Annotated in this window: 13 protein-coding genes; 8 read left to right on the top strand and 5 right to left on the bottom strand. The window is 65.9% G+C overall.

Going from position 1 to position 15,680, the window contains the following annotated elements; translation table 11 throughout:
- The first annotated feature begins 195 nt into the window (after positions 1 to 195).
- The 3 genes from ACSSV4_RS17700 (at position 196) to ACSSV4_RS17690 (ending at position 5,598) form a co-directional block, all read left to right on the top strand.
- Positions 196 to 1,434 (top strand): efflux RND transporter periplasmic adaptor subunit, encoded by a 1,239-nt coding sequence (locus ACSSV4_RS17700; RefSeq protein WP_454276414.1) that lies wholly within the window; start codon positions 196 to 198, stop codon positions 1,432 to 1,434.
- Positions 1,431 to 5,222, top strand: a complete 3,792-nt coding sequence (locus tag ACSSV4_RS17695; protein ID WP_454276413.1) for an efflux RND transporter permease subunit — start codon at positions 1,431 to 1,433, stop codon at positions 5,220 to 5,222. The genes ACSSV4_RS17700 and ACSSV4_RS17695 overlap by 4 nt, the downstream gene beginning before the upstream one ends.
- 202 nt (positions 5,223 to 5,424) lie before the next feature.
- The gene (locus ACSSV4_RS17690) at positions 5,425 to 5,598 is read left to right on the top strand and encodes a VPEID-CTERM sorting domain-containing protein (RefSeq protein WP_454276412.1); all 174 of its coding nucleotides are present in this window, start codon (positions 5,425 to 5,427) and stop codon (positions 5,596 to 5,598) included.
- Between the two features lie 21 nt (positions 5,599 to 5,619).
- Here ACSSV4_RS17690 and xrtE read toward each other — a convergent pair whose 3' ends face one another.
- The 4 genes from xrtE to ACSSV4_RS17670 form a co-directional block, all read right to left on the bottom strand.
- Positions 5,620 to 7,227 (bottom strand): exosortase E/protease, VPEID-CTERM system, encoded by a 1,608-nt coding sequence (gene xrtE / locus ACSSV4_RS17685; RefSeq protein ID WP_454276411.1) that lies wholly within the window; start codon positions 7,225 to 7,227, stop codon positions 5,620 to 5,622.
- 65 nt (positions 7,228 to 7,292) lie between these two features.
- Positions 7,293 to 7,958 (bottom strand): alpha/beta hydrolase, encoded by a 666-nt coding sequence (locus ACSSV4_RS17680; protein WP_454276410.1) that lies wholly within the window; start codon positions 7,956 to 7,958, stop codon positions 7,293 to 7,295.
- Positions 7,955 to 8,584 carry a DNA-3-methyladenine glycosylase family protein gene (locus ACSSV4_RS17675; RefSeq protein ID WP_454276409.1) on the bottom strand — a complete coding sequence of 210 codons (630 nt, stop codon included), beginning with the start codon at positions 8,582 to 8,584 and terminating at the stop codon, positions 7,955 to 7,957. The genes ACSSV4_RS17680 and ACSSV4_RS17675 overlap by 4 nt, the downstream gene beginning before the upstream one ends.
- Before the next feature lie 44 nt (positions 8,585 to 8,628).
- On the bottom strand, positions 8,629 to 9,270 hold the full coding sequence (locus tag ACSSV4_RS17670) for a LuxR C-terminal-related transcriptional regulator (protein ID WP_454276450.1): 642 nt from the start codon (positions 9,268 to 9,270) through the stop codon (positions 8,629 to 8,631).
- Between the two features lie 226 nt (positions 9,271 to 9,496).
- Here ACSSV4_RS17670 and ACSSV4_RS17665 point away from each other — a divergent pair, with 226 nt between their 5' ends.
- The 5 genes from ACSSV4_RS17665 (at position 9,497) to ACSSV4_RS17645 (ending at position 14,910) form a co-directional block, all read left to right on the top strand.
- Positions 9,497 to 10,705 (top strand): pyridoxal-phosphate-dependent aminotransferase family protein, encoded by a 1,209-nt coding sequence (locus tag ACSSV4_RS17665; protein ID WP_454276408.1) that lies wholly within the window; start codon positions 9,497 to 9,499, stop codon positions 10,703 to 10,705.
- Between the two features lie 13 nt (positions 10,706 to 10,718).
- Positions 10,719 to 11,660 (top strand): HpcH/HpaI aldolase/citrate lyase family protein, encoded by a 942-nt coding sequence (locus tag ACSSV4_RS17660; RefSeq protein WP_454276407.1) that lies wholly within the window; start codon positions 10,719 to 10,721, stop codon positions 11,658 to 11,660.
- Positions 11,661 to 11,675: 15 nt separating this feature from the next.
- Positions 11,676 to 12,869 carry a malate--CoA ligase subunit beta gene (locus ACSSV4_RS17655; protein WP_454276405.1) on the top strand — a complete coding sequence of 398 codons (1,194 nt, stop codon included), beginning with the start codon at positions 11,676 to 11,678 and terminating at the stop codon, positions 12,867 to 12,869.
- Positions 12,869 to 13,750 carry a succinate--CoA ligase subunit alpha gene (gene sucD, locus ACSSV4_RS17650; protein ID WP_454276404.1) on the top strand — a complete coding sequence of 294 codons (882 nt, stop codon included), beginning with the start codon at positions 12,869 to 12,871 and terminating at the stop codon, positions 13,748 to 13,750. Before ACSSV4_RS17655 ends, sucD begins: the two co-directional genes overlap by 1 nt.
- 110 nt (positions 13,751 to 13,860) lie before the next feature.
- Complete coding sequence (locus tag ACSSV4_RS17645) at positions 13,861 to 14,910, top strand: zinc-dependent alcohol dehydrogenase family protein (protein ID WP_454276403.1); 1,050 nt, start codon at positions 13,861 to 13,863, stop codon at positions 14,908 to 14,910.
- Between the two features lie 289 nt (positions 14,911 to 15,199).
- Here ACSSV4_RS17645 and ndk read toward each other — a convergent pair whose 3' ends face one another.
- Complete coding sequence (ndk, locus tag ACSSV4_RS17640) at positions 15,200 to 15,622, bottom strand: nucleoside-diphosphate kinase (RefSeq protein WP_454276402.1); 423 nt, start codon at positions 15,620 to 15,622, stop codon at positions 15,200 to 15,202.
- Positions 15,623 to 15,680 lie beyond the last annotated feature (58 nt).

The following is a 15,680-nucleotide window of genomic DNA, read 5'->3' as shown; positions in this document are numbered from 1 at the left end:
CCTTGCGGAATGTTCGCTCCTCTTAACCCGAAGCCCGCCCCCTGCCAAGGGGCGGCGGCATGCCGCCTCCGCGAGGCTTGCAGCGGGACGCGTAAAAGATTAATCTGAACCGGTCAGTTCAGCGTATCATGCTCGTGACGGCGTGATGCGCAATGTGGCGTGTCGACCATTGTCAGAAGTATTGAAAGCTCACTCATGCGCCTGGTTCCCATTCTGATCGCCGTGCTGGTCTCCGCGCTGATTTATGCCTTTGTTTTTGAACGTGACCGACTGCTGGCGCTTTTGCCGCAGCCCACGCCCGAGACGTCAGAGGCGGACAACCCGCAAACCACGCCGGGCGAATCGGCGCCATCGGACGACACCGCGATGCGCGTGGTCGTGCAACGCTCCGAGGCACGCGAGGTCGACAGCGCCGTGATCCTGCGCGGCCGCACCGAGGCCGACCGCATCGTCGAGCTGCGCTCCGAAACCTCCGGACTGGTGACTTCCGAACCGCTGCGCAAGGGGGCCTTCGTGGATCGCGGCGACCTGCTCTGCCGTCTCGACCCCGCCGAGCGCGAAGCCGTGCTGCAGGAGGCGCGCGCGCGGCTGGCCGAGGCCAAGACCCGTGTGCCCGAGGCCGAGGCGCGCGTCGACGAGGCCCGCGCACAGCTCGAAGAGGCCGAAATCAACTACAACGCCGCCGAGAACCTCGTCGGCTCGGGCTTTGCCTCGCAGACCCGCGTGGCCAATACCCGCGCCGCTGTCAGTTCGGCACAGGCCGCAGTGCAATCGGCCACCTCCGGGCTCGAGGCCGCCCGCGCGGGCATCGACTCGGCGCACGCCGCCGTGGCCCGCGCCGAGCAGGAAATCAAACGGCTCACCATCGAGGCCCCGTTCTCCGGCGTGCTGGAAACCGACACCGCCGAGTTGGGCAGCCTGCTGCAACCCGGCGCGCTTTGTGCGACGGTGCTGCAACTCGACCCGATCACGCTGGTGGGGTTCGTGTCGGAAATGCAGGTCGCGCGGGTCGAGCGCGGCGCCTCCGCCACCGCGCGCACCGCCTCGGGCCAGGAGGTGGAGGGCAAGGTCAGCTTCCTGTCGCGCGCCGCCGACGACACCACCCGCACCTTCCGGGTCGAGATCGAGGTGCCCAACCCCGACCTCAGCCTGCGCGACGGCGAAACCGCCGAGATCAGCATCAGCGCCGAGGGCAAGGCCGCGCATCTGCTGCCGCAATCGGCGCTCACGCTCAATGACGAGGGCACGCTCGGCCTGCGTGTCGTGGACGAAGACAGCCGCGCGCACTTCGTGCCGGTCACGCTGCTGCGCGACACGCCCACCGGCGTCTGGCTGACCGGCCTGCCCGACACCGCCGAGGTGATCGTGATCGGCCAGGAATACGTCAGCGACGGCGTGCCGGTGCAGCCCTCCTATCAGGAGCTTGGCCAATGACCGGAATCGTCGACTGGGCCGCCGCCCGGGCGCGGATGGTGCTGGCGTTCATCCTGCTGTCGATCCTTGCCGGCACGCTCTCCTACATGGGCCTGCCCAAGGAGGGCGAGCCCGATATCGAGGTGCCCGCGCTCTTCATCACCGTCCCCTTCCCCGGCATCTCCGCCGAAGACAGCGAGAAACTGCTTGTCAAGCCTATGGAGACCGAACTCAGCGATCTCGACGGGCTCAAGACCATGACCGGCACCGCTGCCGAGAATTTCGGCGGCGTGGCGCTCGAATTCGAATTCGGCTGGGACAAGACCAAGACCCTCGCCGATGTGCGCGACGCGATGGACACCGCCGAGGCGGAATTTCCTGATGGGTTCGAGAAATACACCATCAACGAGGTGAATTTCAGCGAATTCCCGATCATCATCGTCAACCTCTCCGGCCCGGTGCCGGAACGCACCATGTCGCGGCTGGCGCGCGATCTTCAGGACACGCTCGAAGGGCTGGAACCGGTGCTGGAGGCTGGCATCGCGGGCAACCGCGAAGAGATGGTCGAGGTGGTGATCGACCCGCTGCGGCTCGAGGCCTACAACGTCACCGCGCTTGAGCTGATCAACGTGGTGCGGAACAACAACCAGCTCATCGCGGCGGGCGAGGTCGAGACCGCGCAGGGCAGCTTCGCGGTCAAGATCCCATCGTCCTTCGAGGAAACCCGCGACATCTACGAATTGCCGATCAAGACCAATGGCGACCGCATCGTCACGCTCGGCGATCTGGCCACGATCAACCTCACCTTCGAGGACCGGCTCGGCACCGCGCGCTTCAACGGCGAGACGACCGTGGCGTTACAGGTGGTCAAACGCAAGGGCTTCAACATCATCGACACCGCCGATCTGGTGCGCGAGGTGGTGGCCGAAGCCGAGAGCCGCTGGCCCGAGGAACTGCAGGTCGCCGTCAACATGGGCACCTCGAACGACCAGTCGCGCACGGTGGAATCGATGGTCACGCAGCTCGAAGGCTCGGTGCTGACCGCCATCGCGCTGGTGATGATCGTCACGCTCGCGGCCCTGGGCATCCGCCCGGCGCTGCTGGTCGGCTTCGCGATCCCGACCTCGTTCCTGCTCACCTTCGCGATGCTGGCCGTGATGGGCGTGGCGATCTCCAATATCGTGATGTTCGGGCTCATTCTCGCCGTCGGCATGCTGGTCGATGGCGCGATCGTCGTGGTTGAATACGCCGACAAGCGGATATCCGAGGGCGAAGGCCCGATGCACGCCTATGTGGGGGCCGCCAAGCGGATGTTCTGGCCGGTGGTCAGCTCCACCGCCACCACGCTCTGCGCCTTCCTGCCGATGCTCTTTTGGCCCGGTATTCCGGGCGAATTCATGGGCATGCTGCCGGTCACGCTGATCTTCGTGCTCTCGGCCTCGCTTCTGGTGGCGCTCGTGTACCTGCCGGTTCTGGGTGGTGTCACCGGGCGGCTGGAGCGCTGGTTCAACGACCGGATGGACCAGATCGCGGGCGGCTTCTGGCTCTGGCATGTGCTGCTCTTTCCGCTGGCGCTCGGGGCTGGCTATCTCGCCGCTCAGGCCGCGCCGCTGCTCTTCGATCAGATCACCGCGCAATTCGCCGGCATGGACGGGGGCGACATCCTCGGCTCGGTTGTGCCGGTGCTGGCGACGGTCTTCGGCCTGGTTCTGGGGGTAGTGGCGCTGATCGGCCTTGGCGTGGCCAGCGTTCTGACCACGCTGCTGGGGCTGATGGCGATCCCGCGCCGCTGCGGCAACCTGCTGCGCCGCATTTCCCGCGCCCTCCTGCCGCGCCGCCGCGCGCGGGTGCGCGCGGGCTATCGCCGCTCCGCCTTCGGATGGCTGATCCACGCGATCACCGGCAACCCGGTGATGCCACTTGTCGCCTTCGGCGCGATCTTCGTCTTCGTGGGCTCGGTGCTGATGTTCTACATGAACAACAACAACGGCACGGAATTCTTCGTCGACAGCGAACCCGAACAGGCCATCGTCTATGTGCGCGGGCGCGGCAACCTGTCGATCGACCAGAAGGACCAACTCGTCAAGCAGGTCGAGGACATCGTGCGCGCCCATCCCGGGGTGCAGACCGCCTTTGCCTTTGCCGGGGATGGCGGCCTCGACAACAACACCGGCGGCGCGCAGCCGCCGCGCGACACCATCGGTCAGGTACAGCTTGAAACCATCCCGTGGGAGGATCGCCCGCAGGCCAAGGAGACATGGTTCACCATCCCGATCCTGGATGTCGCGGTCCAGCGCGACGTGGTCGCCCCCGCCTATGACGGCGACGCGGTGATCGACGATCTCACCGCCCAACTCGAACAGCTCCCCGGCATCAAGATCGAGATCCTCGCGCAGGCGCGCGGCCCGGCCTCGGCCAAGCCGGTGCATCTGCGCCTCAAGGGCGATGACTGGGAGGCGCTGCAAGCCTTTACCCGCAAGGCCCGCTCGCAATTCGAAGAGACCCGCGGCCTGCGCCAGATCGAGGACACGCTGCCCCTGCCCGGCATCGACTGGCAGATCGACGTTGATGTCGAAAAGGCCGGCCGCTTTGGTGCCGATGTGGCCACCGTCGGCGCGATGGTGCAGCTTGTCACGCGCGGCATCCTGCTCGACACCATGCGCGTCGACAGCAGCGACGAGGAAATCGAGATCCGCGTGCGCCTGCCCGAAAAGGACCGCGTGCTCTCGACCCTCGACAACCTCAAGGTGCGCACCGAGGACGGGCTGGTGCCGCTGTCGAATTTCATCACCCGCGAACCGGTGCAGCAACTGGCGCAGATCGACCGCATCGACCAGACCCGGTTCTTCGACGTCAAGGCGGCGGTGGAAGACGGGCTGACCCACAGCGTGACCGGCGCCGACGGAACAGAAACCACCGTGCCGATCACCGCAAACGAACGCATCGCGCAACTGACCGAATGGCTCACATCGGGCGTGCTGCCTGCGGGCATCAGCTATGAATGGACCGGCGACGCCGAAGATCAGGAGGAATCGGGTGCTTTCCTGCAAAAGGCCTTCGCGGGTGCGCTCGGCTTGATGTTCATCATCCTGCTCGCACAGTTCAACAGCGTCTATAACGCAGTTCTGGTCCTGCTCGCGGTGATCCTCTCCACCACCGGCGTGCTGATCGGCATGCTGGTGATGAATCAGCCGTTTTCCATCATCATGACCGGCACCGGCATCGTCGCGCTCGCGGGGATCGTGGTGAACAACAACATCGTTCTGATCGACACCTATCAGGATTACGCGCGCTACATGCCGCGGATTTCCGCGATCACCCGCACCGCGCAGGACCGCATTCGCCCGGTGCTTCTGACCACGATCACCACCATGGCCGGGCTTGCGCCGATGATGTTCGGCCTCAGCCTCGATTTCTTCAACGGCGGCTACGCCTTCGACAGCCCGACCGCGCTCTGGTGGAAGCAACTGGCGACGGCGGTGGTGTTCGGCCTCGGCATCGCAACGGTGCTGACGCTGATCTTCACCCCGGCGATGCTGGCACTCCGGGTCTGGGCCACGACCTATGTGCTCTGGGCCTCGCGGCTGATGGCGATGCTGTCGATGGGCCGCTCCAGCCGCGCAGCGCGCGATTGGGCGCTGCACCGCGCCGCCCGGCGCGCGACCGGCACCGAACTGGTCTGGCCGGATGAGAGCGCGCCGCACGCGGGCTATGTCGAGGAAGAGACCACCGAAGCCCCGCATCTCGATGACCTCAGGCGCGTCCTGGACGAGCGTAACCCCAAGCCACCGCTGCGCGCGGCAGAGTGAGTCGCGCGCCCCGGGGCCGGTCACGCGGACCCGCTGCGGGAAAATCGGCTTGTTTCCTGAAACAATCCCGCGACGGCATTCCGCTTCGTTTCCATTACCAGCCCAATCTCGCAGCGGGCTTGAAATGCGGCAGAAAAGCGGCGATTGTGTGTTCGCATAGTGCGTGAAGATTACAAGGCATCGACACTGGGGAGTTTTAACGATGTGGAACTGGTTCTTTGACAGATACGGCAGCGGCTCGGGTCACGACGACGGCGGGGCGGCATCCTCTGTGCCTGAAATGGACGCCGCCAGCGGAACGCTCGCCATCGCTGTTGTTCTCGCGGCGCTCGTTCTGGCATGGGAAATCAAACGCCGCCGTCGCGCGCGCGGCTGAGGGTTCAGAGGGTTCAGACCCTCAGATCAGCGCCCAATCGCCACGCCAAAGGGCGACAGCAGCAATCAGCGCATTGGCACTCGCATGGGCGACAATGGCATCGGCCAGCCGCCCATGGCGCATGGAGAGCAGTGAAAACACCACCCCCGCCAGTGCCGCCTCGATCCAGCGGCCATGCACCAGCGCGAACAATCCCGCCGAAACCGTGATCGCCGCCAAGCGGCTCAGCGGCGTGCCCCGGTCGATCCGGGCCTGCACGTAACCGCGAAAGATCATCTCCTCGATCACCGGCACCAGTGCCACCGTGCCAAAGATACGCAGCCCGGCCCACAGCGCAAAGGCCGCCGCGCCCAACCCCGCCAGCGCCTCGGGCATCGGCTCCGCAGCGGGTGCCGTGACGATCCATACCAACCCGACCCCCAGCCCGACCAGCACCGCCAGCGGCGACGGCCGGTCCAGATAACGCACCACCGTCGCCCGCGCCCACCACAGCGCGGCCAGCATCAACGCCACCTGAAGCGGATACCCCAATGCGGGCTCGGCCCAGAACGCCTGCACGATCATCCCCGACAGGGCAAACACGATGAACGGCACGATCCGCCCCGCCACGTCATCCTGTGCCAGCGGCGGCGTGTCGCCGCGCGCCCGTGGCACCGCCGCATCCTGCAAGGCATAGCGGCTGCGGTTGACCACGATCAGCACCCCCACCGCCAGCCCGGTGAACATGATCCAGCCCGCGAAACTGTGAAACCCGTTGACCGCCAGTTCCGGCGAGACATGCGCGCCAATCAGGATCAGCGCGGTGATCCGCACGGTATTGAACACCCAGCTTGCCAGCAGCGCCAGCGGCCAGATCACCAGCCCGAACCGCCGCAGCCGCAACTCATCGCGAAACAGCACCACGTAAAGCACCAGAAAGGCGCTGATCAGCACCAGCCCCTCGATCCCCGAACAGCTATCGGCCACCTCAACCAGAAACCCGTCCGTGCCGATGATGTAGCGATCCGGATTGACCACGACCGCATCTGAAAACAGCCGCAACATCACGAACACCGCGATGAAGGTCACATCGGTCAGCGCCTGCACCGTCCAGAGTGGCCCGGCCAGCACCACGACCCCGGGAATGGCCGCGGCAAACCCGCAGATCGCACCAATCGACGCGACCCGCCCCCTGAGCCACCCGGCCCAGGCCGCCGGCGGCGCCAGCCAGAACAGACCGCCCGTCGCCGCCATTCCCGCGCCAAGGCAAAGCACCGGAAAGATCAGGTGGAACACCGGATTGATGCCGCTCTCGGGCACCAGCGCGAGCGGCACCAGCGAGAGCGACAGCCCGCCTGCGTGCAGCATCGCCCAGCCCCGCGCCCCCGGCGCGGCGACGCTCATCTGCAGAAACTCCGCCCGCGCCTCGGGCCGCGCCCAGAGATAGACCCCGAGCAACGAGACCGCGCAAACCAGCCAGAGCGCCAGCCAGCGCAACCCGCGACAGGCGGTCTCGATCTCGGTGGCGCGGCATTCGATATCGCTGAACATCTGAAAGGCGGCCACCATCACCGCCATCTCAGCCACGAAGAGTGCCCCCAGCCAGAGCGCGCGATGCGACAAGCCGCTATCTGACGATATCCGATCCATCCCCCGCGCCTAGCCCGCGCGGATGATCGCAATATGGCACATGCGGGGCAATTTGCGGCCCGCCCTCAGAGGCCCAGCTTGTCGCGCATGAACGCCAGCGCCACCGACAGCCCGTCGGGTGCAATGCCATGCGCGGTGCCCTTCATGATATGGGCATAGACGTCTTTCCAGCCCGCCTCCTGCAAGGCCTCCGCCGCCTGCGGCAAGGATTGCACCGGCACCACGTCATCCGCGTCGCCATGCACCAGCAGAACCGGCGGGCGGCTGCGGGTCTCGTCGGCCAGCAGGTCCGGCGACATCAGGCGGCCGGAAAACGCCACGATCCCCGCCACTGCATCCTCGCGGCGCGGGGCCACATGCAGCGCCATCATCGTGCCCTGCGAAAAGCCGAACAGCACCACCTGTTCGGGCAGCAAATCTTCATCCACCATCAGCGCATCGAGAAAGGCATCGAGATCCTGCGCCGCCGCAATCAATCCGCGCTCGGCCTCTTCCTCGCTGGAATTGTCGATCCAGGGGATCGGAAACCATTGCAGCCCCATCGGCATGCCCGGAATGCTCTCCGGCGCGTCGGGCGCGACAAACAGCGTATCGGGCAGATGCTCGCCCAACGGGTCCGCCAACCCCAGCAAATCCGCGCCATTGGCCCCGTAGCCGTGCAGGAACACCACCGCCGAGCGGGTCTCGCCCGACACGGGCTCCCTGCGGCCTGCCGTCAATACCCGTGTCATCTGATCCCTTCCCTGTCCTTGGCCACCCGGTAATAGGCCCAGAGCAGCCGCGCCGCAACCGACCGCCACGGCGACCACGCAAGCGACATCTCGCGAAAGGCGCGGGGCTTGGGCCGCTCCGGCAGATCGTAGAGAATCCGTGCCGCCTCCTGCAGCGCCAGATCGCCCGGCGCGAACACATCCGCCCGCCCAAGGCTGAACATCGCGTAGATCTCCGCCGTCCAGACACCGATGCCGGGCACGTCCGTCAGCGTGGCGATCACCTCGTCGTAAGGGGCATGGCGCAACGCGGCATAGTCGATTTCCGCCTCCGCCAGCGCCCTTGCATAGCGCGCCTTCTGACGGCTCAGGCCGACGGCGCGCAGATCGTCATCGCCGACGCGGCGTATTGTCTCGGCATCGGCAAAGCCCGCCGCCTCGACCCGACCCCAGATCGCATTGGCCGAGGCAACGCTCACCTGCTGGCTGACAATCGCGCTCAACAGCCGGGTAAACCCGTCCTCGCTGCGCCGCAGGGGCAGTGCGCCGGTCTCTTCATAGGCCCGCGCCATGCTTGGGCAGATGCGCACGAGATGCGCCGCACCCTCCGCCACGTCCTGTTCAGTCTGAATGATCCGTCCTACCATGGCGGCGATCATACCCGCTTTGTCGTGAAACCCAAGGGCGCAACCTAATAGGTGCCTGCCACGTATTTCGCAATCGCGCCGCCGCGCGAATTGACGTCGAGTTTCTGGTAGATCGCCTTGAGGTAATATTTCACCGTATTCTCCGACAGCCCCAGCCGCGCTGAGATCTGGAAATTCGTCAGACCATCGACCAGCAGCCCCAGGATCTCATGCTCGCGCCGGGTCAGGCTATCCCCCTGCTCGCCCATCAACCGCTTGAGGATCTCCACCGGCAGCAGGCTGTGCCCCTCCACCAGGTTCCCCAGAATGCGCGGCAGACTGGTCAGCACCTGTCCCATCATGCAGACCGAATGCGCCCCCGCCTTCACCGCCGTGCGGATAAAGGCAAACTCGCTTTCCTCGGCCACCACCACCACCATGACACGCGGATGATCGCGGCGCAGCGTCTCCAGCACCCGGCCCAGATCAGCATCCGCCAGCCGCACGCCCAGCACCACGATGGCAGGACCGTGCCGCGCGCCCAAGGCTTTTCGCAGGCTCGCCAGATCAGTCGCGAATGAGCCTAGCCGCACCTGCGCCATCTGCGCCACCAGCGACCCCAGCCCCTGACAGACGATCAATTGCCGGTCGGCCACGATCACCTCGGGCAGACCCTGTTCCACGTCCTGAGCGGTCGCCTCTGTCATGTCGCGCACGGTCTCCTCCTCCGTAGGCAACAAGTAAGACCAATGAACACCCTGAAATCAAACGATTTTTCAGCATGCAACCGCATGCCGCGAATACCTCCCCGGGTAGGGCACCCCTACCCGCCGGGGCACGACACCCCCCGCATGGCCGCGCATTTCCATGCGCGCGGGCGTTACCGGATGGCCCCGCAGCACCGATAAGGGGGCAACCTGAGAGGAGGACCCCATGAACGGCAACACCCATCTATTCATCCCCGGCCCCACCAATATCCCCGAAGAGGTGCGTCGCGCGATGAACGTGCCGATGGAGGACATGCGCGCGCCGGATTTCGGCGATTTCATCCTGCCGCTGCTCGCCGATCTGAAAAAGGTGTTCCGCACCGAAACCGGCCGCGTCTTCATCTTCCCCGGCTCCGGCACCGGCGCGTGGGAGGCTGCAATCTCCAACACGCTCAACCCCGGCGACCGCGTGCTGATGTCGCGTTTCGGCCAGTTTTCAATGCTTTGGGTGGATATGGCCGAGCGTCTCGGCCTCGAGATCGACGTGATCGACGTCGATTGGGGCAAGGGCGTTCCGGTCGAGGATTACGCCGCCCGCCTCGCCGCCGATACCGGCCACGCGATCAAGGCCGTCTTCGCCACCCATAACGAGACCGCCACCGGCGTCACCTCCAACATCGCCGCCATCCGCGCCGCGCTCGACGCCACCGATCACCCGGCCCTCCTCTTCGTCGACGGCGTCAGCTCCATCGGCTCAATCGAGTTCGAGATGGAGGATTGGGGCGTCGACCTCGCCGTCGCAGGCTCCCAAAAGGGCCTGATGCTGCCCGCCGGTCTCGGCCTGCTCGCGGTCAGCGAAAAGGCCCTCGCCGCCCATGAGCGCGCCAATATGCCGCGCTGCTATTTCAGCTTTGCCGACATGATCCGCCTCAACGACACCGGCTATTTCCCCTACACGCCCCCCACCCAACTGCTGCGCGGCCTGCGCGTCTCGCTCGACATGCTGCTCGATGCGGGCATGGAAAGCGGATGGGACCGGCACCACCGCCTCGCCTCGGGCGTGCGCGCTGCTGTCGCCGAATGGCAGGGCTGCCGCCTCGTGGCCGACGCGCCCGAATGGCACTCCGACACCGTGTCGGCGATCTATGCCCCCGACGGCATCGACGCCCGCACGGTGATCGAGACCGCCTATCACAAGTACCAGACCTCGCTCGGCTCCGGCCTCGCAAAACTCGCCGGTCGCGCCTTCCGCATCGGGCATCTCGGCTCACTCAACCCGGTGATGCTCTGCGGCGCGCTGTCGGCGGCGGAAATGGCGCTCTGCGACGCAGGCGCGGCCATCACCCCCGGTCAGGGTGTCGCCGCGGCGCAAGAGGCGTTTCGCATGACCACCCCCCCGGTGCAGACCCGCACCGCAGCCGCGCGCGCCGCGTGAGAGGACCGACCCCATGAGCTACACCCTGCACCCGCTGAAAAAGCAACGCCTGCAACGCTCCGAACTCGCTGTGCCCGGCTCCAACCCCGCGATGATAGAAAAGGCTGCCGAGTCGGACGTCGATGTCATCTTCTTCGATCTCGAAGATGCCGTGGCCCCGCCCGACAAGGTTCAGGCCCGAGCCAATATCATTCAGGCGCTCAATGACATCGACTGGAAGGCCAAGGGCAAGACCACCTCGATCCGCATCAACGGGCTCGATACCCATTACATGTATCGCGACGTGGTCGAGATCGTGGAACAGGCAGGCCAGCATCTCGACACCATCCTCGTGCCCAAGGTGGGCGTCCCCGCCGATCTCTATACCGTGGAAACCATGGTCAGCCAGATCGAAGAGGCCATGGGCTTCACCCACCAGATCGGCCTTGAGGCACTGATCGAGACCGCTCTCGGCATGGCCAATGTCGAAGCGATCGCCGCCGCCCCCGGTCGCCTTGAGGCATTGCATTTCGGCGTCGCCGACTATGCCGCCTCGAACCGCGCCCGCACCGTGGTGATCGGGGGCCTCAACCCCGATTACCCCGGCGACCAATGGCACTTCGCCCTCAGCCGCATGACCGTCGCCTGCCGCGCCTACGGCCTGCGCGCCATCGACGGGCCGTTCGGCGACTTCTCTGATCCCGACGGCTACACGCTCAGCGCCAAACGCGCTGCCGCCTTGGGCATCGAGGGGAAATGGGCCATCCACCCCAGCCAGATCGCACTGGCGAACGAGGTTTTCTCGCCGCCCGAGGCCGAGGTGACCCGCGCCCGCCGCATCATCGAGGAACTCAAGACCGCCGCAGCCCAGGGCAAGGGCGCCGCCAGCCTCGACGGCAAGATGATCGATGCGGCGTCAGAGCGGATGGCCAACAACGTGCTCAGCGTCGCCGACGCCATAGCCGCCAAGGGATAAAGGGAGGGAAATCAAATGGATATCCACGAGTTTCAGGCCAAGGACCTGCTCAAGCGCTTCGGCGTGCAGGTGCCGCGCGGCGGCATCGCCTACAGCCCCGAACAGGCGGTCTATCGCGCCTCGGAACTGTCGGGCGACAAATGGGTGGTCAAGGCCCAGATCCATTCCGGCGCACGCGGCAAGGCGGGCGGCGTCAAGATCTGCAAATCCGAAAAGGAAATCAGCGAGGCAGCAGGCTGGATGCTCGGCCGCACGCTGGTCACCCACCAGACCGGCCCGCAAGGCAAGATGGTCAGCCGTCTCTATATCGAAGAGGCCACCGACATCGCGCAGGAGATCTATCTGGGCTTCGTGATGGACCGCAAGGAAGAGCGCGTCGTCGTCGTGGCCTCCGGTCAGGGCGGCATGGAAATCGAGGAAATCTCCTCGCAGGAACCCGATTCGATCATCCGCTCGGTGGTCGATCCGGCGGTTGGCATGCAAAGCTTTCAGGCCCGCGAGATCGCCTTTTCGCTGGGGCTCGACGCCGCCCTCATTCCGCAGGCGGTCAAGACCATCATCGGCTGTTACAAGATGATGGAGGAGACCGACGCCAACATGGTCGAGATCAACCCCCTCGTCGTCACCGGCGCGGGCGAGATCATGGCGCTCGACGCCAAGGTCAGCTTTGACGACAACGCGCTCTTTCGCCGCCCCGAGCTGTCGGAACTGCGCGACAAGAGCCAGGAAGACCCGCGCGAGACCTTCGCCTCTGATCGCGGCCTCAACTATATCGGGCTCGAGGGCGAGATCGGCTGCATCGTCAACGGCGCGGGCCTCGCCATGGCCACGCTCGACATGATCAAGATGGCGGGCGGCGAGCCTGCGAACTTTCTCGACGTGGGCGGCGGCGCCAGCCCCGAGCGCGTGCTGATGTCGTTTCAGGCGGTGCTGAACGACCCGAATGTCGAGGCGATCCTGGTCAATATCTTTGCGGGCATCAACCGCTGCGACTGGATCGCCGAGGGCGTGATCCGCGCCGTCCGCGAACTGGAACTCACCATGCCTCTCGTGGTGCGCCTCTCGGGCACCAATGTCGAAGAGGGCAAGCGCCTGATCGCCGAAAGCGGTCTGCCGATCCTGACCGCCGAAACCCTGGCCGATGCCGCCGACCTCGTGGTCCGCGCCTGGTCCGAGACCAACACAACCTCCGCCAAGGGAGCCGCATGATGGCCATTCTCATAGATCAGAATACCCGCGTTCTCGTGACCGGCCTCACCGGCCGCATCGGCAGCTTTCATACGCAGGACATGATCAACCACGGCACCTACGTGGTGGGCGGCGTGACCCCCGGCAAGGGCGGCACCACGCATAACGGCCTGCCCGTCTTCAACACCGTCAAAGGGGCCGTCGCCGAAACCGGCGCCGATCTCGTGATCTGCTTCGTGCCGCCCCCCTTCGCCGCCGACAGCATCATGGAGGCCGCAGATGCCGGCATCAGCACCTGCGTCTGCATCGCCGACGGCATCCCCGCCAGCGACATGATCAAGGTCAAACGCTACATGCGCCGCTACAAGGCCGAGCGCCGCATGCGCCTCATCGGCCCCAACTGCGCGGGCATCATCACCCCCGGTCAGGCCTTCGCCGGTCTCATGCCGCCGCATATCTACAAACCGGGGCGCGTGGGCATCATCGGGCGGTCGGGCACGCTTGGCTACGAGGCCGCCAGCCAGATGAAAGAGCGCGGCATCGGTGTGTCCACCTCCGTGGGCATCGGCGGCGATCCGATCAACGGCTCTTCCTTCCGCGACATTCTCGAACTCTTCGAGAATGACCCCGAGACCGACGCCGTGGTCATGGTCGGTGAAATCGGCGGCCCGCAAGAGGCCGAAGCCGCCGCCTATATCCGCGACCAGATGACCAAACCGGTGGCGGCCTATATCGCCGGTCTCTCCGCCCCCAAAGGTCGGCGTATGGGCCATGCCGGGGCCATCGTCTCGGCTTTCGGCGAATCGGCGCAGGAAAAGGTCGAGATCCTCTCCGAGGCCGGCGTCACCATCGTCCCGACGCCGTCGTCCTTTGGCGAGGTGGTCGAGCGCATGGTCGCCTGATCCCTCGAAGGCCACCGGGGCTGTCCGCATCTCACGGCAGCCCCGCATCAAGCCTTGCCGCCACGCGCACCCCATCCTAGGCTCCGCCAAACTCCAGCCAAAGGTGCCCGATGCGCGCAGCCCTCCTCTCCCGCTACAACACCCCCACCGCCATCACCGACGTCCCCGATCCCGCCTGCCCCAGCGACGGCGCGATCATCGCCGTGCGCGCCTGCGGCGTCTGCCGCTCGGATCACCACGCATGGAAAGGCGCCGATCCGGACGTGGTACTGCCGCATGTCATGGGCCATGAGTTCGCGGGCGATGTCCTTGAAACCGGACCCGAATGTCACGCCTTCGCCGTGGGCGACCGGGTCACCGCCCCGTTCATCCTCGGCTGCGGCACCTGCCCCGATTGCCGGGGCGGAGAGCCGACGATCTGCAACCACCAACAGGTGATCGGCTTCAGCCAATGGGGGGCCTTCGCCGAACGCGTCGCCATCCCGCGCGCCGATTTCAACCTCGTCCGCCTGCCCGAGGCGATGGACTACGCCGCCGCCGCCGGCATGGGTTGCCGCGTCACCACCTCGTTCCGCGCCGTGGTGGACCGGGCACAAACCCAACCGGGTGAATGGCTTGTCGTCCATGGCTGCGGCGGCGTCGGCCTCTCGGCGATCATGATCGGGGCCGCCATCGGCGCCCAGGTTCTGGCCGTCGACGTCAACCCCGAGGCGCTGAGCCTCGCCCGCAGCCTCGGCGCCAACGCCACCCTGAACGCGAGCGACGTGCCGGATGTGGGGGCCGCCGTGCGCGACATGACACAGGGCGGCGCGCATGTCTCGCTCGACGCGCTCGGGATCACGACGACCTTCCACAACTCCCTGAAAAGCCTGCGAAAGATGGGGCGTCACGTGCAGATCGGCATGCCGCTCGGCCCCCATGCGACGCCCGATCTGCCGCTGCTCGATCTGGTCTATGCCCGGCAGATCACCCTGCACGGCACACGCGGCATCGGCGCGGACCGCTTCGCCGCGCTCTTCGACATGATCGCCGCCGGCAGGCTCGATCCCGCGCAGCTTGTCACCCACCGCATCGGGCTCTCGGGTCTCAACAGGGCGCTTGCGGCAATGGACGGCTATAGCGGTGCGGGCGTCACGGTGGTGGACGACATGACCGGCTAAGGTGCCGCGATACCGTCATGTTTTCGTCATGCCCGCGACCCGGTGCGCCGGTAGTATGAACAAATTAACCAAGGCAGGGGCCGGTCCCGCCGGTGGCCCTGTCCCATAAAGGAGCAGGCAAATGCCACAGGCAACACCCCCGAGAGGCGCGGCAAAAGACGCGCCCGCACGGCCCCGACCCGCACGCAACGTCAGCAAGCAGATCTTTTATGACTTTGCCAGCATCTAGATAAGGAAAAGGCCGCAAAACCAAAAGTTTGCGGCCTTTTCTTCATGTCCGTCTCAAGGCTCAGCCGACCAGTTCGAGCCCCGAGAAGAAATACGCGATCTCGGCGGCCGCCGTCTCCGGCGCGTCCGAGCCGTGGACCGAGTTTTCGCCGACCGATTCCGCAAATTCCGCGCGGATCGTGCCCGGTGCGGCATCGGCGGGGTTGGTCGCGCCCATCACGTCCCGGTTCTTGGCAATCGCGCCGTCGCCCTCGAGCACCTGCACCACGACCGGCCCGGACGCCATGAACTCGCACAGCTCGCCATAGAACGGCCGTTCCTTGTGCACCTCGTAGAAAACCCCCGCCTGCGCCGGGGTCAGCTGGATGCGCTTTTGCGCGATGATGCGCAGCCCGGCCTCCTCGAACTTGGCATTGATCTTGCCGGTCAGGTTGCGCTTGGTCGCGTCGGGTTTGATGATGCTCAGCGTGCGTTCAACAGCCATTTCAGCCTCTTTTCAGTTAAAATCACCGGCCCGGCCCTGTGCCTGACCCTGTTTGATC

It is taken from the genome of Roseovarius sp. MBR-154 (assembly GCF_053628595.1).
This window is presented reverse-complemented; position numbering and strand designations above follow the sequence as displayed.